The following is a 25629-nucleotide window of genomic DNA, read 5'->3' on the forward strand; positions in this document are numbered from 1 at the left end:
ACGGCGCCGCGGAGCCAAATCGATTACCTGTGAGGTCATGGAAGCTGCGAAATTCGCGTGTTAGCTTTTTGCCATGAACACACGGCTAGCAGCGTCCTCCACAACATCCCGGCCCGCCGGGATCGGTCATCATTTGCGCGAATGGCGGCAGCGCCGCCGCCTGAGCCAGCTCGATCTGGCCGGCGATGCCGAGATTTCCACGCGTCATCTGAGTTTCCTGGAGACCGGCCGCGCCTCGCCCTCGCGCGAGATGGTGTTGCGGCTGGCCGAGCGGCTCGATGTGCCACTGCGCGAGCGCAATGTCTTGCTGGTTGCTGCTGGCTTCGCGCCGGCCTTTCCGCAGCGTGCGCTGGACGATCCCGCGCTGAACTCGGCGCGACAGGCCATCGACCTCGTGCTGAAGGCGCATGAGCCGAATCCGGCGCTGGCGGTCGATCGGCACTGGAATCTGGTCGCGGCCAACCGAATGGTGATGCCGCTGCTGTCAGGCATTGCGCCTGAATTGCTGGCGCCGCCTTTGAATGTCTTGCGACTGAGCTTTCATCCGCAGGGACTGGCCCCGCGCACCATCAATCTTGGCGAATGGTGCGCGCATCTGCTGGAGCGCCTGCACCGGCAATGCGAGGCGACCGCCGATCCTGACTTGCTCAAACTGTATCAGGAATTGAAGACCTATCCGGTACCGGCGCGGTCGGCACCGATCACGGCTGACAGCGTCGTGGTGCCGTTCCGCATGAAGCTGGGCGACGATGTGCTGAGCTTTATGTCGACCACCATGACCTTCGGTACGCCGCTGGATATCACGTTGTCGGAAATCGCCATCGAGACGTTCTTTCCGGCAGATGAGGTCACGGCGAACAGGCTTCGCGAGATCGCTTCAAACGGGACCTGACGGCCTTGTCCGCGATGTCCATGACGCCTATTTGTGGGCGGAACAAATACAGGGAGCCCGCCTATGAGCACCGTCAAGCCGCTTCAGATCGATATCGTCTCCGACGTCGTGTGCCCGTGGTGCTATATCGGCAAGCGTCGGATCGAGAATGCGTTGGCGCTGGTCCCCGACGTGCCAGTGCATGTCAATTGGCGGCCGTTCTTCCTCAATCCATGGATCCCGCGCGAGGGCATCGATCGCTCGACCTATCTGGAGACCAAGTTCGGTTCGGTCGAAGCCTATAAAGGCATTGCCGGCCGTGTTGTGGACGCGGCCGAGCAGGAAGGGCTGACCTATCGCCCGGACAGCGTGAAGCGCCAGCCCAACACCATCGATTGCCACCGGCTGATCCATTGGGCCGAAGCCTCCGGCAAGTCGGCGGAGGTCAAGCAGCGGCTGATGGAATTGTATTTCCGCGATGGCGGCGATCTCACGCAGAGCGAGACGCTGGTGCAGGCGGCGGCCGATGTCGGTCTCGATGCGGACGACATCCGCAAGCGCCTCGCCACTGATGAGGACGTCGAGCTGATTTCCGGCAACGCCAAGGAAGCCGCCGACAAGGGAATTTCCGGCGTACCGACTTTCGTCTTTGCCGGCAAATATGCCGTGTCCGGTGCGCAGGATGCGGAGAAGCTTGCGCGCGCGATCCGTCAGGTCTCGGCGGAAGTGAACGCGGAGGCGGCCGAGTAAGGGCGCGCGCTTACGCGCCCTTCAGATAGTAGTTCGCCTTCTTGCCGAGCGCGATGCGCCGCAGCACTTTACGCATTGCCAGCGAACTGCGCATCGGTTTGATCGCCGTAGTGACCGTCCGGTAGAAAGCCAGCTTCAGCGTATCGAGTACCGGTTGCTGTCCCGGCGGCTTCTGCGGGAAGCCGATGCCGCGCAGCATCGAGTTGAAGAAGTGCAGGTCGTTGACGCGGCGCACCTCACGCGTCTTCCAGGTGATTGCCATCGAGATCGAGAACGATCCGGCCGTGCGCACCCAATGCGGCCACTGATAGGGCACATAGCAGCCGTCGCCATCGAACATGTGAAACTCGACCGCGCGCGGGGCGAAGCTGTCGTCGAATTTGAGATTGCGGTGCTTGGTCATCGAGCGCTCGATCTCGTCGTCGGAGACGATGGCGCCGTCTTTGTTGTCGTAGACCGTGAAGAACTTCTCGCCGTGGATCTGGACGAAGAAATTATCCTCGCTGTCGAGATGGAACGGTGTGGTCGAATTCGGCGACGACACGAACAGGAAGCCTTCGAGCTGTTCGAAGCCGGCATCAAGCAGGCTGTTGAAGCCGCGCGCACGGGCGACCGACAGCAGCGTGTCTTCTAGCAGTTGATGATACTCGGGCGAATTCTCGATCCGCTTCAGCACCATCCAGGCGCCGGCAGTTTCGATGCGCTGGACCACCTCGACCGGGTCGAGATCGACCGACGGGATCGCGTCGGGGTCCTGGCTGATCGCGACCTTGCCCGAATTGTATTCGATGAGATCGCGCGGTAGTTCGGCTGCCAGCTGCGCGATGCGCGGCAGCGTCAGCAGCGGATGTCCGGCGAGCTTGTGCCTGATGGCGAACGGCTTCAGCGGGAAGTCATTCTTGAGCGATTGATTTGCGGCCGAGATCACCGGCGCGACGTCAGTTGCAGCGTTCATGATTGACCCCCTGGATATCTAGCGGAGACGGTTTCGGATGGAGCGGGCCACGCGCCGTAACGGCTCGCGGATGGAGCGACGCAAGGTCAGCGAGCCGTGGATGAGCGCGACGAGCGGGTCGTGTTTGCGCAGCGGAATCAGCACGTCGCCGATGGCAAGGCGGCCGCGCCAGATCGGATCGATCATCGGATGACCGGCATTGGCGGTGGAGTCGGCACAGGCAATCGCCGGATCGGCGCAGAGATGCCGCGTCACGTCGAGGGTGAGCTGCACGCCGGGGGATAGTTTGGCGAAACGCTCGTCGACGCCGAGCTTGAAATAGAAGGCACGATCGAGATGCTTGAGCAGCACACCGGACGCGACCGGCGTGTCGCCGGCGCGCAATGTGACGATCTCGCATTGGCCGTGTTCGGCGAGCGCCTTGGTAGCGCTGCGAATGAAGGTGTTGTCGCCGGCATCCTGCATCAAGGCGGTGCCGCGTTTGCCCTTCCATCCGCTCGCTTCCAGCGTCAGGAACGTGTCGATGGTCGCCGCGATCTCGGCCGGCGTGCGCGCGATCTCGAATGTCACATCGCCGTTTTCGGCGAGACGATTGCGCTGGCGGCGCAGTTCTTTCAGCTTCTTCGCGCCGAGCGCATCGCGCAGCAGGTCATCGGCATCGCGCGTGGCATCGAGATAGGCGCGGGCGTGCGATTGCAGGATACGCGGCGCCATGTCCTGCATGGCGAGCGATTTGCGGATCGCCTGCATCGCGGCGCCATCGAGCGAGACGTTTTCGAGGATCAGCGCATGCGCGCCGGCCTTGCGGGCCTGCGTCATCAGGAGCGTCACGGCGTCCGATGCCATGTCGCGGTCCAGTAGCGGCGTGGAGAGCGTGCCATAGGGATCGGCGCTGACCAGTGCCGGGAGAGGAATGCGATAGGCGCGCCGTGCGGTGATCACCGGCAGCAGTCCGATCAAGCGGGGTGTGCCGGTGTCGCTCATCCAGGCGCTGAGCGCGGCGACATCGGTGCGGCCGCGCGCGGATGCATTTACGGCCAGTTCCCAGTCGGCGAGGTAATAGCCGTTCGGCTCGACGGCCTGCTCGGCAAGCGCACGCCATGGCTCGGGCGCGATTGCCGCGAGCGGCGCAAGCGTATTGGGCGCAGACGCTGGGAGGTTCGCCGCGGTCATCCCGGCGCCCGTCGCTCTGCTGCCATGCATGCCGGCTGGGTTTGCAATGTCGACCACGTCCCCGATCCCCGTCGCAAGGAAGGCGGCGCAGGCCGCTTCTCCATTGCTGTTTGCGGAGACTAGGAGAAACATTCCAAGATCCGGTTTTTCCGGACACGAAATTTGACGGGAATGTGCAACCGATCATTCACCAAACGGTCGCTGAAAAGCCTGTGTTTTCAGCGGATATGGGCCGGCCGGGGTGGCGGGGCCGGACTATTCGCTCGTTTCCGAGGACGGGCGGACCTGCGGTCGATGGTCGCGGCCTCGCCATGTTGGGGCTGGAAAATGGCCTGCACGTCAGGCTATCAAGGCGCCGGAGGGACCCATGATGAGAGCATTGGTATTGGCGATCGCGGCAGTCGCGCTTCTGGCTGCGCCGGCGAACGCGCAGATGGGCGGCGGTAAGCGCGGCGGCAGCGACCATGCGCCCGCGCCCGAAAAGCCGAAGATCGACGAGAAGGCCTACAAGGCCGCCTTGGAGCGCGTTCCGACTCCCAAGGAAAAATACGATCCGTGGGGCGGCGTCGCGCCGGCTCCCGCGCCTACAACGACCGCGAAGAAAAAGTAACCGTCGGGCAGCACATGTCGGACGCGGTTCCCGTGAACCGCGCTTACGTTGACGGCGACCAAATTGGGCAGCGGCAGGCCGTCGCATTGTTGGCGTGCGGCCATCCTGATTTCAGTTGAATCAGGCGGGGAATTATCCGTCGCGCGAGCCGGCTTGGCCGGGGAGACTGTTCGATGGTTCGTCCTGTCATTCGCAGCGCGATCGTTGCAGCCACGGTGATGCTCGGCTCAACAGCCGCTTTGGCCGAGAGTCGCGTGGCGCTGGTGATCGGGCAGTCCTCCTATCGGTCCATCGCGCCGCTTCCCAATCCGGTCAATGACGCCAAGGCCATGGCACAGATGCTCGGCGATGCCGGCTTCGAGGTGCAGTCGGCGACGGACCTGTCGCAGAACGATCTGCGCGCCAGGATCGCCGGCTTCGCCGCCAATGTGTCCGCTAAGGGGCCCGACACGGTGGCGCTGGTGTTCTATGCCGGTCACGGTCTGCAGATCGACGGCGAGAACTATCTGGTGCCGGTCGATATCGATCCGAAGCGCGAAGCCGATATTCCGCTGCAGGCGGTGCGCCTTAACGACATCCTGAACACGCTGACATCCGTGCCGAGCAAGAGCCGCATCATTCTGCTCGATGCCTGCCGCAACAATCCGTTTCCGGCCATCAGCAAGACCACCGGCCGCGGGCTCGCCCAGGTCGACGTGAAATTCGGCACGCCCGGCACCTTGCTGTCATTTTCAACATCGCCCGGCGCCGAAGCCGAGGACGGCAAGGACGGCAACAGCCCCTATACGACGGCGCTGCTGAAGGCAGGCCGCGAGCCAGGCCTGCCGATCGAGGATGCGTTCAAGCGCGTGCGGCTATCGGTCAATCAGGCCACCGAAGGCCGGCAAACGCCGTGGGAGAGTTCGTCGCTGGTCAATGACTTTCGTTTCTTTGGCACTGATGCCGGTGCCAAGCCGGCCGTGACAAAGAAGACCGTCGATCAATGGCGCAAGGAGCTGCAGGGCAAGCCGGTGCAGGACGCCAACAACCTGATCGTCTCGGATGGATCGGTGGAAGCCTATGAGGCCTTTGTCGGCCTCTATGCCGAGCCGCCGCTTGGCCCGCAGGCGAAAGAATGGCTCGACCGTCACTACAAGATGGTGGCGTGGAATAACGCCGTCATCACCAACACCGCGCCGTCCTATCGCGACTTCCTGGCGAAATATCCCGACAGTGATCTGACGTCGACCGCGCAGAAGCTTGAGGAACGCACGCGCAACAAGCCGGTGCCGGTTGCGGCAGCGAACGTGCCGACCAATGTCGCATTGGCCGGACCCGGCCCGACATGTCCGTGCGGCGCGCCGCCGGCTGCAGCGCCTGCGTCGAAGAAGGCCGAGAAAGCCACCGAGCCTGCGAAGAAGCGTGCCGACAAGCCATCGCCACCACCGCGGCGTGGCCGCGAGATCGTGGAGGAAGAAGTCATCGTCCGCCGCGCGCCGCCGGTCTATTACGAGCCGGTGCCGCGCATCTATTACGGTGGCGGAGGCTATGGCGGTTACGGTGGCGGCAACTATGGCGGCCGCGGGCGCTACTGACGGCCGCCTACTCGAACGCCACGCCGAGCTGGCGGTCGTTATTCCAGACCGGCCGGCAGCGGCGGATGAACTGATCCGCCTCGATCACCAGCATGAAATTCGACGGCAGGCCGAGCGGGCTTGCGATATCAACCCGCGCGCCGGAGGCCGATAGGTTGCGGACGGTGCAATCGATACCGCCGCCGCCGAAAGCCAGCGTGCCGCGCTTCAGAACCCGGTGTCGTTGAGCCGCTCGTTTCTCGATCATGGTCGTCGTCCGCATCGTCTGCATGCGCCACGTCTAGCACCGCGATCTTGCCGGCCGATAAAGCCGATTCTGGAAATCCGGACCCTCCTGTTCATCCTTCGTGAAGTTCTGAAGGATCAGAAGATTTCATAAAGATATCAAATCAAGGAAATGGGCTCCATGATACCGTCGGGCCGTTGGACGCTCGAGCCAGCCATCGGCCGGCGTCATTTTTCGGGGAAGGGGACCGTAATGAAATTCGCCTGCGCCTTATTGACTGCCGCTGCCATGTTCTCTGCCGCGCCGGCCCAGGCTGTCGTGCTCGATCTGTCCACCATGTCCTGCAAGCAATTCGTCGAGTCCGGCCCCGACGAGATCAAGATGGTGCTGACCTGGATGGACGGCTGGTACAAGGGCGACTCGGACGATGCGATCATCGATACCGAGGTGTTCGTCGAGAGCGCCAAGAAGTTCGGCACCTATTGCGCGGCGCACCCGACCATCAGCATCGTGACGGCCGCGGAGAAAGTGCTGGGCGACTAGGCTCAGTCCAGGCCAGCGCCCGGGTTTCCTGGTTTCCGAAGGTTTCAACCTGCGTGAGGCACGACGGGGTGCCTTGCGTCAGGCGCTTGGCGTGCCCGAATGGCCGGTGGTATAACGCCTCCGAAATTCACGGAGCTTTGGTGCCATGAAACGATCCAGCAAACTATTCAGCGTCGTCGCAGCGCTCGCGCTTCTGACCGGACCGGCCGCCGCGCAGATGATGAACCTGATGCCGGAGGTGAAGACCAAATCGGCGGAGGAGAAGGAGCAGGACGCGATCACCGAGAAGGCGTATCGCGAGTCGCTGCGCAAGATTCCCGACACCAAGGCTGCGGCCGATCCATGGGGCAATGTGCGCAGCGATGCGCCGAAAGCGGCCGCGCCTGCGAAACAGCCACGCACCAAGACCGGCAGCGCTGCGAACTGATCATGCGGTGACCGTGGCATCGGCGGCTTGTGCCGCCGGTCGCGCAAGCAAATTGACTGAAGCCCGCGCGCGGCCACTGGCTTAGTCGCCTGTGTCAGTTGCTCCAGGACAGCGGCACTTCGAACAACCCGCCGCTGTCTTCGTTCTCGACGACGATCGCGCCCTTTATCGTGCCGAGGCTGCGCACCATTTCCAGGGCGAGCTGACGTGCGTGCAGCATCGCTTCCTGATCGTCCTTGAAGCTCGTCCCTTCATCGTCGAGGAACGTGTTTTCGGCGATAATATGAAAGAAAAATCGAGGCACGGGAAACGACCACAGCTGGCGCGCGCGTAAATCGTCTGCAGCACCTGAGGTTGCTGTAAGACGATGATACCGCTAAACCAACTTGTTCCGTGCGTCGATAGAAATGTGCAAAATTTGCGGCAAATAAACGGTTTTTTTGCGCGGCTCGTCGCGTGCAGGGATACGTTTTCGGAACCGGGATGCATCTCTGGGTTGTCATCGAAGGCCGCCATGATATGGGGCGCCATGATCGTTGCGGTATGATGGGATGAGATGCGGGCGTCATCCGGCCGCGATTTCACATAGGGGCAATCATGTCGTCGGCCGATATCGTATTTGCATGTGCTCTGACCGTCATGATCGTGTGCAACCTCTATGGCGAGCCGCGGATCGCAGGTGAGCGCATCGCGATGCAATGGGGGTTTGACGGCAAGCCGACATGGGATGCGCCGAAGCGGATTGCACTGTGGGGCATGGTCGTCTTCATGCTGACGGTGCGCCTGATCATCTGGACGGCGACGACCTTTGCGCCGGAGAAGGTTCACGGCGCCAATCTCGGACTCATCTTGGCGTCGGTGATCATCGCGGCATCGCACATTTTCATTGTGCTGAAGGCGATCAAGCGGAGCTGAGTTGCGGCATGAGGTCTCCCTGCGGCGGCTAGCTTCGCTGCGCAAGAGAGGCTAGGGAGCATCAGGGCGGAGATCGAAGCCGCCATCATAGGCGAGGGGCATATGTCGCGCGACCGGTTCTGGTTCTTCCACCCGTTTCGGGTGCGCTATTCCGAGATCGATGGTCAGGGCGTCGTGTTCAACGCGCACTATCTCACTTACTTCGATACGACCATTACCGAATATTTTCGTGCGCTCGGCTATGACCAGTTTGCCGATGCCAAAGTGAGCGGCGTCGACTTTCACGTCGTCAAATCGGTGATCGAATACAAGGCGCCGATCCTGTTCGATCAGGAGCTCGATGTTGCCGCGCGCGTGGCGCGGATCGGCAATTCCAGTCTGGTGTTCGAGCTCGGCATCTTCGCGCGCGCAGCCGGCGATCTGTTTGCCACCGGCGAGATCGTCTGGGTCAATACCGACCAGAGGACCCATCGCCCGGTGCCGATCGCGCAACCGATCCGCGACCTGATCGCCACGCGCGAGGCGCATCTCGTGGGATAAAGCACAGGTCACATGGGCCCAGTGCGCGCGCCGGGCGACTCTAGGCTGGCTCGTCCAGATCGTAGAAATGGGCGAGGCCCCGGCAGATCTCCATCAACCGGTCGCGAAAAGGGGTCTGGGCCGGATCCGAGTAACTGACGATGACGCGCCAGCTGTCATCGAGCGAATAGATGATCACGCTCATGTTCTTGGGCCATGGCCCTGCGATTGCGGCGGCTTCTCGAATGATCTTCTGAAGTTCGGCGGCGGTTTTCTTTGGCTTGGGCATCCACGCTCCCTGGCTAGAAGCGTTCTAAAGTGGCGGTGAGGCCCTGTCCAGTCTCCGTCGCGGCCCGAAAATGCCTTTTCGTTCAACGGAATCGATGAGGGGGTCTTGTTGCGGAAAAGGCCGTCTGCGACGGCGGCGTTACTTCTTTGGATTGAAGCGGCCGCCCAGGATCTTGATGCTCCCGGCCGAAGGTTGCGTCTTCGTGAACTCGGCTATGGCCTTGGCCAGCTCGGCATCCGACATCGGGTTGACGGGCTGATGCAACGAGCCGTCGCGAAAGCCACGCTCGATGGCAGCGTAGTGCTCAGACTCATCGACAAGAATGAGCTTTTTAATTCGGGCTAGTATTGCAGTGAACGGCATGGCGCGAGTTCGGTCAGTTCGAATTCGTGAAACAGGGTGCGATGGGCAGTATATCAAATCAGACCACTGCTGTTTTCAAACTAGGCCACTGCGGTCGGCAACAGGCCAGTACCGAAATTCTCAAAAGAACATATTGCGAACATAGAACAGATAGGGTACATTGTTTTCAATCCGAACAGCGCCGCCGTTCTTGGCGCTTGCCGTTTGTCCCTGTCGCGAATCCCTTCATAAGGAGCTAGATCAATGGCTACCACTCCGACTGCCCTGCGTATCGTTGAAGGATCCTCCATGGACAAGACCAAGGCCCTGTCGGCCGCGCTCTCCCAGATCGAGCGCCAGTTCGGCAAGGGCTCGGTGATGAAGCTCGGCAAGAACGACCGGTCGATGGACATCGAGGTGATTTCGTCGGGCTCGCTCGGCCTCGATATCGCGCTCGGCGTCGGCGGGCTGCCGAAGGGTCGCGTGATCGAGATTTACGGACCGGAATCCTCGGGTAAGACCACTTTGGCGCTGCATTGCGCCGCGGAAGCCCAGAAGAAGGGCGGCATCTGCGCCTTCATCGACGCCGAACACGCGCTCGACCCGGTCTATGCCCGCAAGCTGGGCGTCAATGTCGATGAACTCCTGATCTCGCAGCCGGACCACGGCGAACAGGCGCTGGAAATCGCCGACACGCTGGTGCGCTCCGGCGCGGTGGACGTGCTGATCATCGACTCCGTGGCTGCTCTCGTGCCGCGCGCCGAACTCGAAGGCGAAATGGGCGACGCGCTGCCCGGACTTCAAGCGCGGTTGATGAGCCAGGCGCTGCGCAAGCTGACCGCCTCGATCAACAAATCCAATACGATGGTGATCTTCATCAACCAGATCCGCATGAAGATCGGTGTGATGTATGGCTCGCCGGAAACCACCACCGGCGGCAATGCGCTGAAATTCTACGCCTCGGTCCGTCTCGACATCCGCCGCATCGGCGCGATCAAGGAGCGCGACGAAGTGGTCGGCAATTCGACCCGCGTCAAGGTGGTGAAGAACAAGCTGGCGCCGCCTTTCAAGCAGGTCGAATTCGACATCATGTATGGCGAAGGCGTTTCCAAGATGGGCGAAATCCTCGATCTCGGTGTCAAGGCGGGCATCGTCGAGAAGTCCGGCGCCTGGTTCTCCTATGACAGCCAGCGTCTCGGCCAGGGCCGCGAGAATTCCAAGGCCTTCCTGAAGGCCAATCCTGACATGACCGCCAAGATCGAAGCCTCTATCCGGCAGAATTCCGGCCTGATCGCCGAACAGATTCTCGCCGGTCCCATCGAGCGCGACGAAGACGGTGGTGACGGCGAGGAGCCGGCAGAAGATTGATCGGATCGGGTCCGGAGACGCACTGACGTTCATGCGCAGTGGTCTTGCCGGACCGGTCTTGCAGCCGACATTGTCGGCAGAATGATTTCGCGGTGGGTGCTGTGGGGGTCTGTTGCCGATACCCTGCGGTGCCTGCCGCGTTGTCGTTTCGGGGCGCCCTGATCTGAGTGAACGCTGATCGCAATTATCGCCGCCCGGCGGGGACAGCCTCGCTTGGCGGCGCGATCAGTTTGTTGACCGCATGACAGGCGACGCCGTCGACCAGATCCGGCACCACCTTGCGACAGAGATCGAACACTTCCGGGCAGCGCGGATGAAACGTGCAGCCAGGGGGCGGGTCGATCGGATTCGGAATCTCGCCGGACACCGCGATGCGTGCGCGGCCTGACATGGCCAGATCCGGCACTGCGCCGAGCAGCATGCGCGTATAGGGCATGCGCGGCGCGCGGAAGAGTTCGCGCCCTTCCGCAATCTCCACGATGCGGCCGAGATACATCACGCCGATCCGGTCAGCCATATGCCTGACCACGGCAAGGTTGTGGCTGATAAACAGGTAGGTCAGGCCGAACTTGTCCTGCAGCTCGCGCATCAGGTTGAGAATCTGCGCCTGCACCGAGACATCCAGCGCCGAGGTCGGCTCGTCGCAGACGATGAACTCGGCCTCGGATGCGAGCGCGCGGGCAATCGCAATACGCTGGCGCTGGCCACCGGAGAACTGATGCGGATATTTCTGCCCGTCGTCGGGATGCAGGCCCACCAGAGTCAGCAATTCGCCGACCCGCGCGCGGATGTCGCGCTCGCCCTGAATGAGATCGAAGGCGCGGATAGGTTCGGCGATGATGGCGTCTACGCGCAGCCGCGGATTGAGGCTCGCATAGGGATCCTGAAAGATCATCTGGATCCGCTTGCGCAGAAGTTTGCGCGCGCCCGCCTGCCTGGGATCGCTCATCGAGACGCCGTCGATGATGACGTCGCCGGAGGTTGGCGGCAGCAGCCCGACCACCATGCGCGCCACTGTGCTCTTGCCCGAGCCGGATTCGCCGACCAGCGCAAAGGTCTCGCCGCGCTTGATCTCGAAGGAGACGCCGTCGACCGCTTTCAGAAACTCCATCGGGCTGCGCTCGATCATCCGGTTGAGCCAGGGCTTCGAGACATCGAAGGCGCGTTTGAGATTGCGTGCCTGCACCAGCGCCGTCATGCCGCGCTCTCCGCATGGGCATGGTCACCGAGATGATCGGGATCATAGAGATGACAGGCGACCTGCTGCGCGCCGACGGCAATGGGCTCCGGCCGCTCGACGCGACAGCGATCGAAGGCGAAGCTGCAGCGCGGATTGAACGCGCAGCCATGTGGAATCGCCGAGAGGCGCGGCATGGAGCCTGTAATCTGCACCAGCCGCTGCGTGGCGTCGCCGGTCAGCGTCGGGATCGCACCCATCAGTCCCTTGGCATAGGGGTGCAGCGGATTCTGCACCACGTCCCGCACCGGGCCGATTTCGGCGATGCGCCCGGAATACATCACCGCGACGCGGTCCGACGTTTCGGCGATCACGCCCATGTCATGGGTCACCAGCATCACCGCGGTACCATGGTCGCGGCCGAGCCGCTTGATCAGCGCGATGATCTGCGCCTGCACGGAAACGTCGAGCGCGGTGGTCGGCTCGTCGGCAATGATCAGTTCGGGTTCGGCGGCGATCGCCAGTGCGATCACCACGCGCTGCCGCATGCCGCCGGAAAATTCATGCGGATAGGCATCGATGCGCTTGTCCGGCGCGGGAATGCCGACCTCGGCGAGCAGATCCACCGCGCGCTTGCGCGCCTGCGTCTCGTTCATGTTGAGATGGGTGCGGATCGTTTCCACCAGCTGGTCGCCAATCCGATACAGCGGATTGAGGCTGGTCAGCGGATCCTGAAAGATCATGGCGATGCGCTTGCCGCGAATCCGGCGCATCTGCTCCGGCGGCAGGTTGTCGATGCGCAGTCCGGACAGCAGGATCTCGCCGCCCGCGATACGCCCGGGCGGATCGATCAGGCCGATGGCCGCAAGCCCCGTCACCGACTTGCCGGCGCCGGATTCGCCGACTACGCCCAGCACCTCGCCCTTGGCGATGTCGAAGGACACGCCGTCGATGGCACGCAGCGCGCCGCGCCGGCTGGCGAATTCGACGCGCAGGTTGCGCACGGAGAGGACGGGAACGCTCATATCGGGCACTGTGTGAGGTGAGGCATCATTGCAGCTTCGGATTCAGCGCATCGCGCAGCCAGTCGCCGAGCAGGTTGATCGACAGGATCAGCGAGGCCAGCGCGAGTCCGGGAAAGGCGATGACCCACCATTCGCCGGAAAACAGATAGTTGTTGCCGATGCGGATCAGCGTGCCCAGTGACGGCATCGTGTCGGGCATGCCGGAGCCGAGAAACGACAGCGTCGCCTCGGTGATGATCGCGAGCGCCAGATTGATGGTGGCGATCACCAGGATCGGCCCCATGGTGTTGGGCAACACGTGGCGGATCATGATCACCCGCGCAGGCAGGCCGATCAGCTGCGCAGCCGCGACATAGTCCTTGTTCTTCTCCACCATCACCGAGCCGCGCACGGTCCGGGCATATTGCACCCAGAAACTCAGCCCGATGGCCACCACCAGCACGATCAGCGTGGTCGAGGCATCGAGATGATTGCCGAGCGCGGACTTCACGACGCCGTCGATGAGCAGCGCGATCAGGATGGCCGGAAAGGTGAGCTGCACATCGGCGATGCGCATGATCAGGCTGTCCACGGCGCCGCCGACATAGCCGGCGATCAGACCGAGCCCGATGCCGAGCACCGCCGCAAAACTGACGCCGAGCACGCCAACCACCAGAGAGATCCGCATGCCGTAGAGGATCGCCGAATAGATATCGCGACCCTGCTCGTCGGTGCCGAGCAGGAACGGCCTCTGGCCCTCCGCCGTCCAGAGCGGCGAGATGCGGGAATTGATCAGTTCGAGCTGCGCCGGATCGAACGGATTCTGCACCACCAGCACAGGCGCAAACAGCGCCATCATCAGCAACAGGAACACGATCGCCGCGGCAACCATTGTGAGTTTGGAGCGGCGGAACGAATAGAAGATATCGCTGTCCATCGCGCGGGCGATGAGGGACGGTGTGCGGGGGACGGGCATGTCGGTCATGTCACCCTCTTATGCCGGCCGGTTGATCGTCGCGCGCAGGCGCGGATCGACGATGGTGTAGAGGATGTCCACGATCAGGTTGATGGTGACGAAGATCAGCGATACCACCAGGAGATAGGCCGCCATGATCGGGATATCGACATTCTGCACGGCCTGCACGAACAACAGCCCCATGCCCGGCCACTGGAACACGGTCTCGGTGATGATGGCGAAGGCGATCACAGAACCGAATTGCAGTCCGGCCACGGTGATGACCGGCACCAGCGTGTTCTTGAGCGCATGACCGAAATGGATTGCGCGCGTCGTCAGTCCCCGTGCACGGGCGAAGCGGATATAGTCGGTGCGCAGCACTTCCAGCATCTCGGCGCGGACGAGGCGCATGATTAGCGTCATCTGGAACAGGCCGAGCGTTACCGACGGCATGATCAGCGCCTTCAGGCCAGAGATCGTCAGCAGGCCGGTGGTCCACCAGCCGAACTTGACGACATCGCCGCGCCCGAAGGATGGCAGCCATCCCAGAGTGACCGCGAATAGATAGATCAGCAGAATGCCGATCAGGAAGGTCGGCAGCGAGATGCCGATCAGCGATACCGCCTGCAGCACCTTGGCGAAGAACGAATCCTTCCGCAGTGCCGAATAGATCCCCATCAGGATGCCGAATACCATGGCGATCACCGTGGCGCAGGTGGCAAGCTCCAGCGTTGCCGGCATGCGCTCCTTCAGCAGCGCCGAGACCGGCTGGCGAAACTGGTAGGATACGCCGAACTTGAACTGTACGGCATTGATAAAGTAGCGCGCGAATTGCACCGGGACGGGATCGTCGAGGCCGAGCGACGCGCGTACTTCGGCGCGCTGCGCCGGCGTGGTGTCGATCGCCACCATCTGGTTCACGGGATCGCCGGCGAAGCGGAACATGGTGAAGGCGATGATGCCGACGGCGATCATCACACCAATGGACTGCAATGCGCGGCGCAGGATGAAAGCGAGCATGCGTGACCTTCGCTTTCCGCTTGGGTGCCGCCTAGTCCTGCTTCACCGCCCAGTATGGCAGCACCTGATTGTCCGGGCGCTGTACGATCTTGACCTTCTTGGAGACGCCCCAGGCCAGTGCCTGCTGATGCAGCGGGATATAGGCCCAGTCCTTGGCGGCGATCTCATAGGCCTGTTTGATGAGTTGGTCGCGCTTGGTAGTGTCGGTCTCCTGCAGCACCTGATCGGTCAGCGCGTCGAACTGCTTGTTGCAATAGCCGCCGAGATTGGTGGCGCCACGTGGGCTCGCGGGATCGTCGCGGCAGCCCATGATGTCATGCATCACATTGTGCGAATCCTGCGTGCCCGGTGTCCAGCCGAGCAGATAGAATGAGGTATTGAAGCCGCCGGTCTTGAACACCTTGGCAAAATACAGCGCCTTCGGCTGCGCGTTCAGGATCACCTTCACCCCGATGCGTGCGAGCATGCCGACCACGGCCTGACAGATCGCGGCGTCGTTGACATAGCGATCGTTCGGGCAATCCATGCCGACTTCGAATCCGTCGGGATAGCCGGCATCGGCCAGCAATTTCTTGGCGCCGTCGGCGTCGTATTTCGGCCGCGTGAAGTCGCCGGAGAGCTTGAACAGCGGCGGCGCGATCATCAAAGCGGATGGTGTCGACAGGCCACGCATGACGCGGCTCTTGATCAGTTCGATGTCGATGGCCTTGTAGAAGGCCTCACGGACGCGGATATCCTTGAACGGATTCTTGCCCTTGATGTTCGAGAACAGCAGCTCGTCGCGGATCTGGTCCATGCCGAGGAAGATGGTGCGCAGCTCCGGCCCGGCCATCACGGCGGCGTTGGCTGATCCATTGACGCGGGCGATGTCCTGCACCGGCACCGGCTCGATGATATCGACTTCGCCGGACAGCAGCGCCGCGACGCGGGTGGCGTCGGAGGCGATCGGCGTGAAGATGATCTCCTTGAGATTATGCTCGGGCTTGCCCCACCAGTTCGGGTTGACCTTGAAGACTGTCTTCACGCCCGGCTGATGGCTTTCGATGGTGAAGGGGCCCGTGCCATTCGCATTCAACGACGCGAAGCTTGGCGAGGTCGCCGCGGCCGGCGTCGGCGCGTTGGCATTGTTCGCCTCCGCCCATTTCTTGTCCATGATGTACCAGACGTCCCATTGCGACGTCAGGATGGGATTGGGCTTGGTCAACACGAAATCGACGGTGTAGTCGTCGATCTTGAGCACCTTGGCATCGGCCGGAATGACGGTCGTGAAGTCGGAGCCCTTGGCGCGCACGCGGTCGGCGGAGAACACGACATCATCGGCGGTGAAGGGATCGCCATTATGGAATTTGACACCCTTGCGCAGATGGAAGCGCCAGCGCGTCGGCTCCGGTGTTTCCCAGCTTTCGGCGAGCGCCGGGATGATCTGCAGATCCTTGCCGCGCCCGACGAGGCCTTCATAGACCTGGCCGTGATGGGCGATCGTCGTGGTTTCGCGCAGCGTATAGGGATCGAGCGATTTCAGGTCGCCCTGATTGGCATAGCGCAGCGTTTGTGCGGAGGCGGGCAGTATGGGGGCAGAAAGTGTGAAGGCAATCAGCGATGCAGCGGCGGCAATGAACGTCTGGCGGATCGACATACTGAGCTTCTCCATTGCATAACCGCGATGGCATCACGACGCGGCCGCCCGACAGTTGAGCGAGTGTCACATTGTTGGCGGAGATTGCACGCTGCGCAAGCGGCATTTGTCAGCTATGCGCTGCACAATGAAGTGGCTGGCGTAATCCTTGCTAGGATTGGGTATAAGCAATTCTACGCATTGCGCGCGTGCATCATTCGGTCACGACACAGCGCTAACAGGACCGCCAGAACGGCAAGATTTCGGAGCAGGAATGGCGGAACTCAAGGCTGATGTGCTTGTGCTTGGCGCAGGTATGGTCGGTGTCTCGGCAGCGCTGCATCTGCAGGCACGCGGCCGCAATGTGGTGCTGGTCGACCGGCATGAGAAGGCCGGCGAGGAAACCAGCTATGGCAATGCCGGGCTGATCCAGTGCTGTTCGGTTTTCCCTTATATGCTGCCGCGCGACCTCACCAAGCTGTTCAAATATGCGCTGAACCGCGCGCCGGAGGTGCACTATCATCTCAACGCGCTGCCCGGCATGCTGCCGTGGATCGTCAGATATTTCCTGAACTCGTCGCCCGAGGGAGCGCTCCGCAGTGCGATGGCGGCGCTGCCGCTGATCCAGCGCAGCCTGATCGAGCACGAGGCCCTGATCGCGGAGGCCGGCGTGCCGGAGTTGCTGCGCCGGATGGGATGGATCAACGCGTTTCGCTCCGAGGCTACGCTGGCGAAAGGCATTGCGGATCTCGAACGCCATCGCGCCTATGGCGTGCCGGGCGATGTCCTGGACGCCGCCGCCATTGCGGAGCAGGAGCCGAACCTGTCCACCGACTTTGCCGGTGCCATCCACTGGACGTCGCCGGGCTTCGTGCCCGATCCCGGCGGCCTCGCAAAAGCCTATGCCGCATTGTTCATCCGCAAGGGCGGCCGTTTCATTGCCGCCGACGCCCGGACGCTGGAGCAGAGCGACGGCAAATGGCGCGTGGCCGGGCCGAACGGCGCTCTGGTCGCGCGCGATGTGGTGGTCGCGCTCGGGCCATGGTCGGATCAGGTGTTTCGGCCGCTCGGCTATAACATCCCGCTCAAGAGCAAGCGCGGTTATCACATCCATCTGGCGCCATCCGGCAATGCGGTGCTGCGCCATCCGGTTCTTGATGCCGATCGTGGCTATCTGCTCGCGCCGATGAATCGCGGCATCCGGCTGACCACCGGCGCCGAATTCGCGCTCCGCGATGCGCCGCCGACGCCGGCGCAGATCGAACGGGCGCTGCCGATCGCACGGCGGACCTTCCCGCTCGGCAATCCCGTCGAGGACAAGCCCTGGATGGGCGCGCGGCCATGCCTGCCGGACATGCTACCGGTGATCGGCAAGGCGCCGCGCCACAAGGGCCTGTGGTTCGATTTCGGCCATCAGCACCATGGCTTCACGCTGGGGCCGGTGACCGGCCGCCTAATTGCGGACATGGTGACGGGCGTCACGCCGTTCACCGATCCCAAGGCTTTCGCGGCCGAGCGCTTCGGCTGACATCTCGCAACTGCAATGTAGATGTCACATCGCTTGCATCGGGCAGGCGTCAGCGGCGATACTGCCGCTGCACCGCCATGTTCGCGTGAGCGGCCGGTTTGCCTCAGGAGCTGAGAATGAAAGTGATCGTCACCGTGGACTGCACGCCGCTTGAGGCGCGCGAATTCCTGGGGCTGCCCGATGTGCAGCCGATGCAGTCGGCGATGATGGATCAGATGCAGAAGAAGATGATGGACAACATCGACAAGTTCTCGCCGGAGTCCATCATGCAGAGCTGGTTCTCGTTCGATCCGAAGATGGGCGAGCGCTTTCAGGAGATGTTTGCCAACATGGCGGGCCTTGGTGTGAAGCCGAAGGACAAGAAGTAGACGCGCGCTCAGCCCGCGCGGCGCGTGTTGGCCTGCAGCGGCTGCTGCAGCTTCGCGCCATGCGCATGCCGCGAGATGGCGTCGATCACCATTGACCACATCGAGATCGGCAGGGCGTGGCCCATTCGGTCGACCATCATCAGCTTGGCGCCGGGAATCGACGCCGCCGTATCGCGGCCGGCGGCCGGATGCACCAGAGGATCGATCTTGCCGTGGATCACCAGCGTCGGCGCGGTGACTGTGGCGAGCCTCTCTTTACGGCTGCCTGAAGCGAGGATGGCGCGGAGTTGGCGGCCGACGCCGGCCGGGCTCAGGCCACGGGCATAGGTCCGCTCGGCGCGGTCGAGATCCCTGGCTTCGTCATCGGGGAAGCTGCCGACCCGCAGGAACAGCCAGGTCTGCTTGAAGCGTTCGAGGAACGCCTCATAGCCGGTCGGTTGCGGCTTCAGCAGCAATAGCGATACCGCGCGGCTCGGCTGCGGCAGGCGCGGATTGCCGGTGGTCGACATGATCGAGGTCAGCGAGCGCAGGCGCTCCGGATAGGTGATCGCCATTTCCTGCGCGATCATGCCGCCCATGGAGGCGCCAACCACATGTGCGGAGCGGATGCGCAGCACGTCGAGCAGGGCCACGACATCGGTCGCCATGTCGCTCAGCTTGTAGGGAGCGGAGACGGGCGTACCGAGGAAGCGCAGCTTCGCCAGCTCGAACAGAGTGAACGGCTTGCCGCCGGCCATCTTGGAGGACAGGCCGATGTCGCGGTTGTCGAAACGGATCACGCGAAAGCCATTGCTGGCCAGTTCGCGGCAGAAGTCGTCGTCCCAGTGAATCATCTGAGCGCCGAGGCCCATGATCATCACCATCGGTTCCGCATCGGAGTAGCCGAAGATGTCGTAACAGATATCGATGCCGTTCGCGCGCGCCAGCTGTGGCGGCTCGTACGGGACATCAATCGGTTCGGGGGATCGGGCGGAACGTGGGCTCATGTCAAACATATGACACGGAAAGCCCCTGCGAAAAAGTGACAAGCGCGTCATGCGCCAAACAAATCGTCGCAGCGATTAATGAGAGATTGCGCGTATGGCAATTATGACAGTGCGCGCGGGCTTTTGTGACAGCGATTGTGACAATGGAACTGGTATCAGCCTCTCGCTAACTCCCGGCCCAGACGTCGAGCACGTAGCGATTGCGTGTGCCGAGGTCGTCGATCCAGGTCAGCGCCGCAGTCTCGTCGCCGCCGTTGCGCTCGCGCTGGATCGCCATCAGCGCCGCTTTCACGTCCGGCTCCATCTTGCCGCCGTCGCCGCAGACATAAGTAATGGCGCCTTGCTGGATCAGATCCCAGACGCGGTCCTTCTGCTGGGTGATGAGGTGCTGCACATAGGTTTTCGGCGCATCGCCGCGCGAGAAGGCGGTGTGTAGTTCACAGATACCATCGGCAGCGAAACCCTTCAGCTCCTCGGCATAGAGAAAGTCCTGATCGGGATGGCGGCAGCCGAAGAACAGCAGCGCAGGGCCAAGCGTCGCACCTTGCGCCTTGAGTGCGGCGCGTTCCTGCAGGAAGCCGCGGAACGGCGCGAGACCTGTTCCGGGTCCGATCATAATCAGCGGCACCAGGGGATCGGCGGGCAGGCGGAAGCCGGCCTTGGTTTCGCGCACGATCGCATGCACGGTATCGCCGGCGCGGCGGCCGCTGAGATAGTTGGAGCAGACGCCTCGATAGATCCCGCGGCCCGAATGCGCCGGGCCTTGAACGACGGCTGTGGTGACGCTGCAGCGTGACGTCTCACCATGCGGCGACGACGAGATCGAATAATAGCGCGGCGCCAGCAGCGACAGCATTTCCAGATAGGTGTAGAACGGCAATTCGCAGGCCGGATGTTCTTCGAGGAGGTCGAACACCGATTTGCGTTTGGCGAGGATGTCACTGCGATAGCGCTCGCTTGCCGCGGGATCGTCGCCGACATAACCGAGCAATTTCGGTCTGGTCATCGGGCAGCGCGTGTTCTCCGCCATGATCTGGATCTGCTTGCGGGTGGCGACCTGCTGCAGCTCGACGAACTCCGTCAGCAATCGGCCGACAGAGACGACATCACCGACCGGCAGTTGCGCGCGGCGGCCCGTCGCGACCTGCAGCCGGATCTGATCGTCTGGCAGGAAGCCGAAGCGGCGCGCGACCGCATCAACAAGCGCGGGATCGTTGCGCGGCACCACGCTGAGGTGGTCGCCGACGCGGTAGCTGGTCACGGCAGGCAGCTCGATCTCGATATGACGTGTCGAGCGATCCGACGCACCATTCTGCAACTCGCGATTGGTCAGCACCTTCATCGGGACCACGCCGCCGAGCGCAACGACGATGTTCACCGCGCTCGGTGCTACAGGTTCGATCTGATAGAGCGGCGCATCGTCGGCGCTGCGCTCGAAGCCGGTGTCGAGGCCGAATTCCTTCACCGCGAGCGGACGCAGTTTCGCGAACCAGGCTTCGAACTGACCGTCGAGATCGTCGCGCGCATCGCCTTCGCCGCGGACATAGGCGTTGGTCGCGCCATGTTCGCGGAGCTTGTCGTCGATATATCTAGGGATCGACTGATAGGTCGCGAGCCAGTCGCTGTTGCCGCAGCCGAACACGGCATAGCGCACCTTGGCAAAGGCGTCCTTGGGCAGGTCGGTGCCCAGCCAGTTGACGAATTGCGTGGCGTTGTCGGGCGCCGCGCCATTGTAGGACGCGCAAAAAATGAGGACGCCGCCCTCGGTCGGCAGCTTGCCGACAAAGTCATCCAGCGGCGCGAGTTTCGTCGCAAAGCCGTTGACCTCTGCGAGATCGGCGACGCGCGTCGCCAGTTCCTCGGCGGTGCCGAGATTGGAGCCGTACAGCACCAGCAGCGGTGTGTTATGGCTCGGCCGCGCACGGCCGGTGGCGACGGGCGCGATCGGCGCGGCCGCAGTCGCTGCGCCAGTGCGGCCCGCATAGGCGCCGCGCTCGTGATCGTGGCGCGGTCGCACCTTGATCTTGAAACCATCGGGCTTGATGGTCAGCGTTTCCTTCAGCACCATCTGGTAGCGCTTGTGGTCGGTCATCTTGAACCGCTGCAGGATCATGCCGAGCGCCAGGGCCGCTTCATCCATGGCGAAGCCGCGGCCGATACAGGCGCGCTGGCCGTTTCCGAACGGCTTCCAGGCGTTGATCGGTCGTGCGGCTTCGGCTTCCTTCGAGAAGTTTTCCGGATCGAACGCATCGGGATTAGGTCCCCAGACCGAGGGATCGCGATGTAGCGCCAGCACCAGGATGGTGACGAAGGTGCCCTTGCGCAGCTTGTACTTGCCGCCGCCGATGGTCTCGTCCTGCACCGGCGCGATGCCATAGGCCGGTGCCGGCGGCCACAGCCGCAGCGACTCCTTGAGGATCTGCGTGATGTAATGAAGCTGCGTGACCTGCTGATAGGTCGGCTTGGCATTCACATCGGGGCCGAAGACGCGGTCGACTTCCTCATAGGCCTTCTTCAGCACCTCCGGGTGTTTCAGCATCGCGTAGATCGCACATGACAGCAGACCCGATGTGGTCTCGTGGCCGGCGATCAGGAAGGTGTTGATCTGGTAGCGGATGTTGACGTCGTCGAGTTGTTCGCCGGTGGCGCGGTCGACGCCGGTCATCATCGCCGCCAGCATGTCCTTCTTGCCGTCCGCCGCCTCAGCGGCCTTGCGGCGTTCGGCAATGATCTCGTCCACCATGGAATTCATGAAGGCGACGTCGCCGGCGAGATCGCGGCGGCGCTTCTGCATCCACAGACTTTCCAGCGGCAGGCCGCGGGTCATCATGATGGTCTCGAGCGAGCGCACCAGCGATTCCACGAAGGGGTGGTAATCGCTCCGGTAGAACGAGTTGAAGCGATAGTCGAAACCGCACAGGCCGATGGTGTCCAGCGTCAGCGCGGTCATGTCATGGACGACGTCGATCTCCTCATCGGTGTTGAGGCGTTCCCATTTCTTCACCAGCTGCTCGGCGATATCCACCATACTGGGGTGATAGGACTGCATCGCGCGGTTGCCGAAGGGCTGCAGCAGGATGTTGTGGGCCTTGGTCCAGTTCGGCTCTTTGGTATCCGCCGTGAACAGGCCGTCGCCGCCGACGGCACGCACCCGGCGCAGCGCCCCGCGCACCGCCTTGTCGAAGCGCTTCTCGTCGCTGAGCTCGTCCACCAGATCGTGGCCACCAACGATCACGATGGGCGAGCCCATCATGTCCAGCCAGAAGATCGGTCCAAGCTCCTTGGCCAGCCGCGCCAGATCCTGCACCGGCGCATTGGCGTCCAGCGACAGCATGTTGCCCACCACCGGCTTCTTCGGCGGATGCGGGATCGGAGCGAGTTTGTTGGTGGACGTCATTTCAAAAGTCTTTCCTGCCCGTATGCGCTTAACCGAACCGCCGGCGCCGCCAGTCGATCAGCACCTGGCTGACCTCGTCGGGCTTCTCCTGCTGGGTCCAGTGACCGCTGTCCTTCACCAGATATTTCTCCAGATCGGGAATGATGTTTTCCATGCCGTCAGCGGAGGAGGGCGGTAGCACCGCGTCGTTCTCCGCCATGATCATCAGCGATGGCACGCGCACGGTGTGATCGAGCCCTTTGGCGCGCTCCCAGTTGGCGCTCATGTTGCGATACCAGTTGATGCCGCCGGTGAAGCCGGATTCCTTGAAGGCATCGACAAAGACCTTCTTCTCCTCGTCGGAAAGAATCTTCTGGCGCGGATCCTTCGCGGGATCGTAACCAGCCACCATTTGCGGAAACGCCAGATTGGTCTTCGACGACGCGCCGATTCCGCCGACCGGCGCCTCGCCAACATTGGGTTGTTTGCGCGGCATCGGCTTGCGCATGAAGAAGTCGAACGCCTTGTCGACATTCTCGCCGAAGATGCGATCCGGCTCGCGTGCGGGATCCTGGAACTGGACGATATACATCGTCTCGCCGAAGCGCTTCTTGTAGATCTGCAACGGATCGACCGGCGCGCGATCGGTGTGCGGCGTATTCACGCCGACCACACCGGCGACACGGTCGCGATGCCGCAGCGGCATCTGCCAGACAATGAAGCCGCCCCAGTCATGGCCGACGAAAATCGCCTTGTCGATCTTGAGATGATCGAGCAGGGCGACGAGATCGCCGGTGAGATGTTCGATGCTGTAGTCCTCGACGGCGTCGGGCCGCGACGTCGCGCCATAGCCGCGCTGGTCCGGCGCGATGACACGGATGCCGGCTGCAGCGAGCGCCTTGATCTGATGCCGCCAGGAGAACGCCATTTCGGGCCAGCCATGGCACAACACTATCGGCGGTGTGTCGCTCATGGGGCCGGCATCGTAATATCCCATGCGAATGCCATTCAGCTTGGCGAACTGCAACGGGGGCATTTCAATCATGGTTATTCCCTAGCTGGCGGTCTTGAGAACGTCGGGCGGCCCAAACGCCGCCTGCAGCAGCGCGAATTCGTCCGGCATCATGTCGGCGAGCACCTGTACATGCGGGATGATGTTGGCGCCGGCGATGAAGCCGAAATCGAGCTGGTCGCGATAGCTCTGGACGGTGATGTTCAGCGCCAGCCCATGGGTGGCGATGGACACCGGGAAGATGTGCAGCAGTTCGGCCCCGGCCGCGTAGAGCGTTTGCCGCGGGCCGGGCACGTTGGACACGGTAATGTTCGCCGCTGGCGGCAGCACGTCGGAGAGGTTGGTGCGGCTGTAGAGCAGTGCCAGGATCTGCACCATGATCGGTGCGCCCAGCATGGAGATGTTGGAGACCTGCGGCATCAATGCGCGCAGCGGATGCGACATCTCCTTGGACTTGGTCGATTGCGCGATGATCGCTTCCAGTCGCTCCTTCGGGTCCTCGATATTGCTGGCGATCGAGCAGATCATGCCAAACACCTGATTGTTGGAATCCGTGTTGCCTTCCTCGCGCAGCGAGATCGGCACTGCGGCAGTCAGGGACTTGGCGGGCAGGGCGCCTTTTTCCTTGAGGTAGCGCCGGACAACGCCTGACGAGAGCGCTAGCACAACGTCGTTGAGCTTGCCGCCTGCCTGCTTGGCAACGGCCTTCGCGGCCGAGAGCGGCACTGAGACGCCGGCAAAGCTGCGCTCGGACGAGATCGTCTTGTTGAGCAGCGTCGGCGGCGACAGCATGCTGTTGAGACTGTCGCGCGATTTGGGATCGGCGATTTTGGCCATCACGTCGGAGGCACTCTTCACCATGGTCGGGATCGAGCCGGCGAATTTCACCGCACTCTCGATCTGGAACATGGCGTTGTCGAACAGGATTGAGCCGATATCGCTCTTGCCGGAGCGCGGCAGTTCGATGCCTTTTCCGGAATTCTCCAGCGGCTGACGCCAGAGCTGCTGGTAGGAGTCGATGAAGCTCGCTGCGATATCGCGCGGCTCCTGACGCTGCTTCGCGCGCACTTCCGGCTTCTCGATCTCGCGCGGGATCGGCGTCACGTCATAGATCATGCTGGTGAGGGCTGCGCCGGCGCCGCCATCGATGCAGGCATGGTGCATCTTCGAATACAGGCCGATCTCGTTGTCCTTCATGCCCTCGAAAACGTAGAACTCCCACAGCGGCCGGGCGCGGTTCAGCAGCTTGGCATGCATCCAGCCGACGATGCGCTCCAGCGTGGGACGGTCGTGGGGCGCGGGCAGGCTGCCGCGGAAGATGTGACGGTCGATGTCGAACTGGTCGTCCTCGACCCAGGAGGGGTGGTCGATATCCAGCGGGGCCTTTTCCAGCCGGGCCTTGAGGATCGGCGCCACATGCAGGCGCGAGGCGATCATCGCCTTGAAGTCCTCGAAGAAGTCGCCCTTGTAGTCCTCGGGCAGGCGAAAGATCGCCATGCTGCCAACATGCATCGGCATCTCCGGCGTTTCCAGATACAGAAACGACGCGTCCATTGAGGACAGCTTCCTGCTGGCTTCCGCCATGATACGTCCCTCCCTCGCATGGTCACCGACGCCTTTGCGGCGCTCTACCGATGAGTGTGCCTGCGCGCGGGGCGAATATGCAATGGCAAAGGCGAGGCTGGAGACCGGCCAGGCCCACGACTTAAGGCTGGGGTCGCCGAGGCGTTGTGGGGCGGTTTGCCGACTTAAAGGGCAGGCGCCGTTTGCCTTGCCCAGTTGGATATCCGGAGAATCTGCGGCTCGAAATACTAAATTATAAAGCTAAATCAACACGTCAGTTGGTCTTCCGCTTCTGAGCTTTGGCGGTAGCCCGTTAATGCATCAGGCGCCGCCTGATTACCGGGCATATCACGGGTTTGTGATGTTGCGATGCACCATCGATGTTGCAGTGCATTATTTACTATGTCATAGAAGTTGCACCCCGGGCCCACAACGGCGGGACGGGGTGAGCCGAGCCTTATTT

26 protein-coding genes are annotated in these 25629 nt (G+C 62.5%); 11 read left to right on the forward strand and 15 right to left on the reverse strand.

The genetic code is table 11. The annotated features are described in order from the left end of the window. Nucleotides 1-73 precede the first annotated feature (73 nt). The gene (locus tag AB8A38_RS28385; protein WP_439088203.1) at nt 74-892 is read left to right on the forward strand and encodes a helix-turn-helix domain-containing protein; all 819 of its coding nucleotides are present in this window, start codon (nt 74-76) and stop codon (nt 890-892) included. Nucleotides 893-955: 63 nt separating this feature from the next. Further along, nucleotides 956-1621, forward strand: a complete 666-nt coding sequence (locus AB8A38_RS28390) for a DsbA family oxidoreductase (protein WP_068735713.1) — start codon at nt 956-958, stop codon at nt 1619-1621. A gap of 10 nt (nt 1622-1631) precedes the next feature. Here the strand turns inward: AB8A38_RS28390 and AB8A38_RS28395 are convergent, their stop codons facing one another. Both AB8A38_RS28395 and AB8A38_RS28400 read right to left on the reverse strand, forming a co-directional pair. Continuing rightward, nucleotides 1632-2576, reverse strand: coding sequence for a JmjC domain-containing protein (locus AB8A38_RS28395; protein WP_439088205.1), 945 nt, complete (start codon nt 2574-2576; stop codon nt 1632-1634). Between the two features lie 18 nt (nt 2577-2594). Then, on the reverse strand, nt 2595-3806 hold the full coding sequence (locus tag AB8A38_RS28400; RefSeq protein WP_439088623.1) for a GNAT family N-acetyltransferase: 1212 nt from the start codon (nt 3804-3806) through the stop codon (nt 2595-2597). A gap of 313 nt (nt 3807-4119) precedes the next feature. Between AB8A38_RS28400 and AB8A38_RS28405 the strand changes: the two genes are divergently transcribed. Further along, nucleotides 4120-4359: a hypothetical protein gene (locus tag AB8A38_RS28405; RefSeq protein WP_439088624.1), complete on the forward strand. Its 240-nt coding sequence runs from the start codon at nt 4120-4122 to the stop codon at nt 4357-4359. 173 nt (nt 4360-4532) lie between these two features. After that, nucleotides 4533-5933, forward strand: coding sequence for a caspase family protein (locus tag AB8A38_RS28410; RefSeq protein WP_439088207.1), 1401 nt, complete (start codon nt 4533-4535; stop codon nt 5931-5933). Between the two features lie 7 nt (nt 5934-5940). Here the strand turns inward: AB8A38_RS28410 and AB8A38_RS28415 are convergent, their stop codons facing one another. After that, nucleotides 5941-6180 carry a PilZ domain-containing protein gene (locus tag AB8A38_RS28415; protein ID WP_439088209.1) on the reverse strand — a complete coding sequence of 80 codons (240 nt, stop codon included), beginning with the start codon at nt 6178-6180 and terminating at the stop codon, nt 5941-5943. 231 nt (nt 6181-6411) lie between these two features. On the opposite strand from AB8A38_RS28415, the gene AB8A38_RS28420 reads away from it, so the two are divergent. Beyond that, nucleotides 6412-6702: an HdeA/HdeB family chaperone gene (locus tag AB8A38_RS28420; RefSeq protein ID WP_439088211.1), complete on the forward strand. Its 291-nt coding sequence runs from the start codon at nt 6412-6414 to the stop codon at nt 6700-6702. Nucleotides 6703-6847: 145 nt separating this feature from the next. Then, nucleotides 6848-7129: a hypothetical protein gene (locus AB8A38_RS28425; protein ID WP_315843033.1), complete on the forward strand. Its 282-nt coding sequence runs from the start codon at nt 6848-6850 to the stop codon at nt 7127-7129. 94 nt (nt 7130-7223) lie between these two features. On the opposite strand, the gene AB8A38_RS28430 is transcribed toward AB8A38_RS28425, so the two are convergent. After that, complete coding sequence (locus AB8A38_RS28430) at nt 7224-7433, reverse strand: DUF6894 family protein (RefSeq protein WP_315843032.1); 210 nt, start codon at nt 7431-7433, stop codon at nt 7224-7226. Nucleotides 7434-7726: 293 nt separating this feature from the next. On the opposite strand from AB8A38_RS28430, the gene AB8A38_RS28435 reads away from it, so the two are divergent. After that, complete coding sequence (locus tag AB8A38_RS28435) at nt 7727-8044, forward strand: hypothetical protein (RefSeq protein ID WP_439088212.1); 318 nt, start codon at nt 7727-7729, stop codon at nt 8042-8044. A 102-nt stretch (nt 8045-8146) separates the two neighbouring features. Further along, nucleotides 8147-8584 carry an acyl-CoA thioesterase gene (locus AB8A38_RS28440; RefSeq protein ID WP_439088213.1) on the forward strand — a complete coding sequence of 146 codons (438 nt, stop codon included), beginning with the start codon at nt 8147-8149 and terminating at the stop codon, nt 8582-8584. Between the two features lie 40 nt (nt 8585-8624). Here the strand turns inward: AB8A38_RS28440 and AB8A38_RS28445 are convergent, their stop codons facing one another. Together AB8A38_RS28445 and AB8A38_RS28450 are read right to left on the reverse strand one after the other, a co-directional pair. Further along, on the reverse strand, nt 8625-8852 hold the full coding sequence (locus tag AB8A38_RS28445) for a hypothetical protein (RefSeq protein ID WP_068735728.1): 228 nt from the start codon (nt 8850-8852) through the stop codon (nt 8625-8627). Between the two features lie 138 nt (nt 8853-8990). Continuing rightward, nucleotides 8991-9215, reverse strand: a complete 225-nt coding sequence (locus AB8A38_RS28450) for a hypothetical protein (RefSeq protein WP_439088214.1) — start codon at nt 9213-9215, stop codon at nt 8991-8993. Between the two features lie 243 nt (nt 9216-9458). Between AB8A38_RS28450 and recA the strand changes: the two genes are divergently transcribed. Then, entirely contained in the window at nt 9459-10562 is a 1104-nt protein-coding gene (gene recA, locus AB8A38_RS28455) for a recombinase RecA (RefSeq protein WP_089265133.1), read from the forward strand. Nucleotides 10563-10746: 184 nt separating this feature from the next. Here the strand turns inward: recA and AB8A38_RS28460 are convergent, their stop codons facing one another. The 5 genes from AB8A38_RS28460 to AB8A38_RS28480 are packed head-to-tail and all read right to left on the reverse strand — an operon-like array spanning nt 10747 to nt 16354. Then, a complete protein-coding gene (locus tag AB8A38_RS28460) occupies nt 10747-11760 on the reverse strand; it encodes an ABC transporter ATP-binding protein (protein WP_439088216.1) in 1014 nt (337 codons plus the stop codon). Further along, on the reverse strand, nt 11757-12764 hold the full coding sequence (locus AB8A38_RS28465; protein ID WP_439088218.1) for an ABC transporter ATP-binding protein: 1008 nt from the start codon (nt 12762-12764) through the stop codon (nt 11757-11759). The genes AB8A38_RS28460 and AB8A38_RS28465 overlap by 4 nt, the downstream gene beginning before the upstream one ends. Nucleotides 12765-12789: 25 nt before the next feature. Beyond that, nucleotides 12790-13728 (reverse strand): ABC transporter permease, encoded by a 939-nt coding sequence (locus tag AB8A38_RS28470; protein ID WP_439088220.1) that lies wholly within the window; start codon nt 13726-13728, stop codon nt 12790-12792. 9 nt (nt 13729-13737) lie between these two features. Next, complete coding sequence (locus AB8A38_RS28475; protein WP_149531197.1) at nt 13738-14718, reverse strand: ABC transporter permease; 981 nt, start codon at nt 14716-14718, stop codon at nt 13738-13740. Between the two features lie 31 nt (nt 14719-14749). Beyond that, nucleotides 14750-16354, reverse strand: coding sequence for an ABC transporter substrate-binding protein (locus tag AB8A38_RS28480; RefSeq protein WP_439088222.1), 1605 nt, complete (start codon nt 16352-16354; stop codon nt 14750-14752). Between the two features lie 253 nt (nt 16355-16607). Between AB8A38_RS28480 and AB8A38_RS28485 the strand changes: the two genes are divergently transcribed. Both AB8A38_RS28485 and AB8A38_RS28490 read left to right on the forward strand, forming a co-directional pair. After that, on the forward strand, nt 16608-17861 hold the full coding sequence (locus tag AB8A38_RS28485) for an NAD(P)/FAD-dependent oxidoreductase (protein WP_439088223.1): 1254 nt from the start codon (nt 16608-16610) through the stop codon (nt 17859-17861). A 116-nt stretch (nt 17862-17977) separates the two neighbouring features. Beyond that, nucleotides 17978-18229, forward strand: a complete 252-nt coding sequence (locus AB8A38_RS28490) for a DUF6489 family protein (RefSeq protein ID WP_068735746.1) — start codon at nt 17978-17980, stop codon at nt 18227-18229. An 8-nt stretch (nt 18230-18237) separates the two neighbouring features. Here AB8A38_RS28490 and AB8A38_RS28495 read toward each other — a convergent pair whose 3' ends face one another. The 4 genes from AB8A38_RS28495 to AB8A38_RS28510 all read right to left on the reverse strand — a co-directional run bounded on the left by AB8A38_RS28495 (nt 18238) and on the right by AB8A38_RS28510 (nt 25187). Beyond that, nucleotides 18238-19215, reverse strand: coding sequence for an alpha/beta hydrolase (locus AB8A38_RS28495; protein WP_439088224.1), 978 nt, complete (start codon nt 19213-19215; stop codon nt 18238-18240). 166 nt (nt 19216-19381) lie between these two features. Next, entirely contained in the window at nt 19382-22612 is a 3231-nt protein-coding gene (locus AB8A38_RS28500; RefSeq protein WP_439088226.1) for a bifunctional cytochrome P450/NADPH--P450 reductase, read from the reverse strand. 28 nt (nt 22613-22640) lie between these two features. Beyond that, nucleotides 22641-23636 carry an alpha/beta fold hydrolase gene (locus tag AB8A38_RS28505; protein ID WP_315843020.1) on the reverse strand — a complete coding sequence of 332 codons (996 nt, stop codon included), beginning with the start codon at nt 23634-23636 and terminating at the stop codon, nt 22641-22643. Nucleotides 23637-23645: 9 nt separating this feature from the next. Then, a complete protein-coding gene (locus tag AB8A38_RS28510; RefSeq protein ID WP_439088228.1) occupies nt 23646-25187 on the reverse strand; it encodes a WS/DGAT/MGAT family O-acyltransferase in 1542 nt (513 codons plus the stop codon). Nucleotides 25188-25629: the final 442 nt, after the last annotated feature.

This window comes from Tardiphaga sp. 839_C3_N1_4, from assembly GCF_051811045.1.
Lineage (GTDB): Bacteria > Pseudomonadota > Alphaproteobacteria > Rhizobiales > Xanthobacteraceae > Tardiphaga.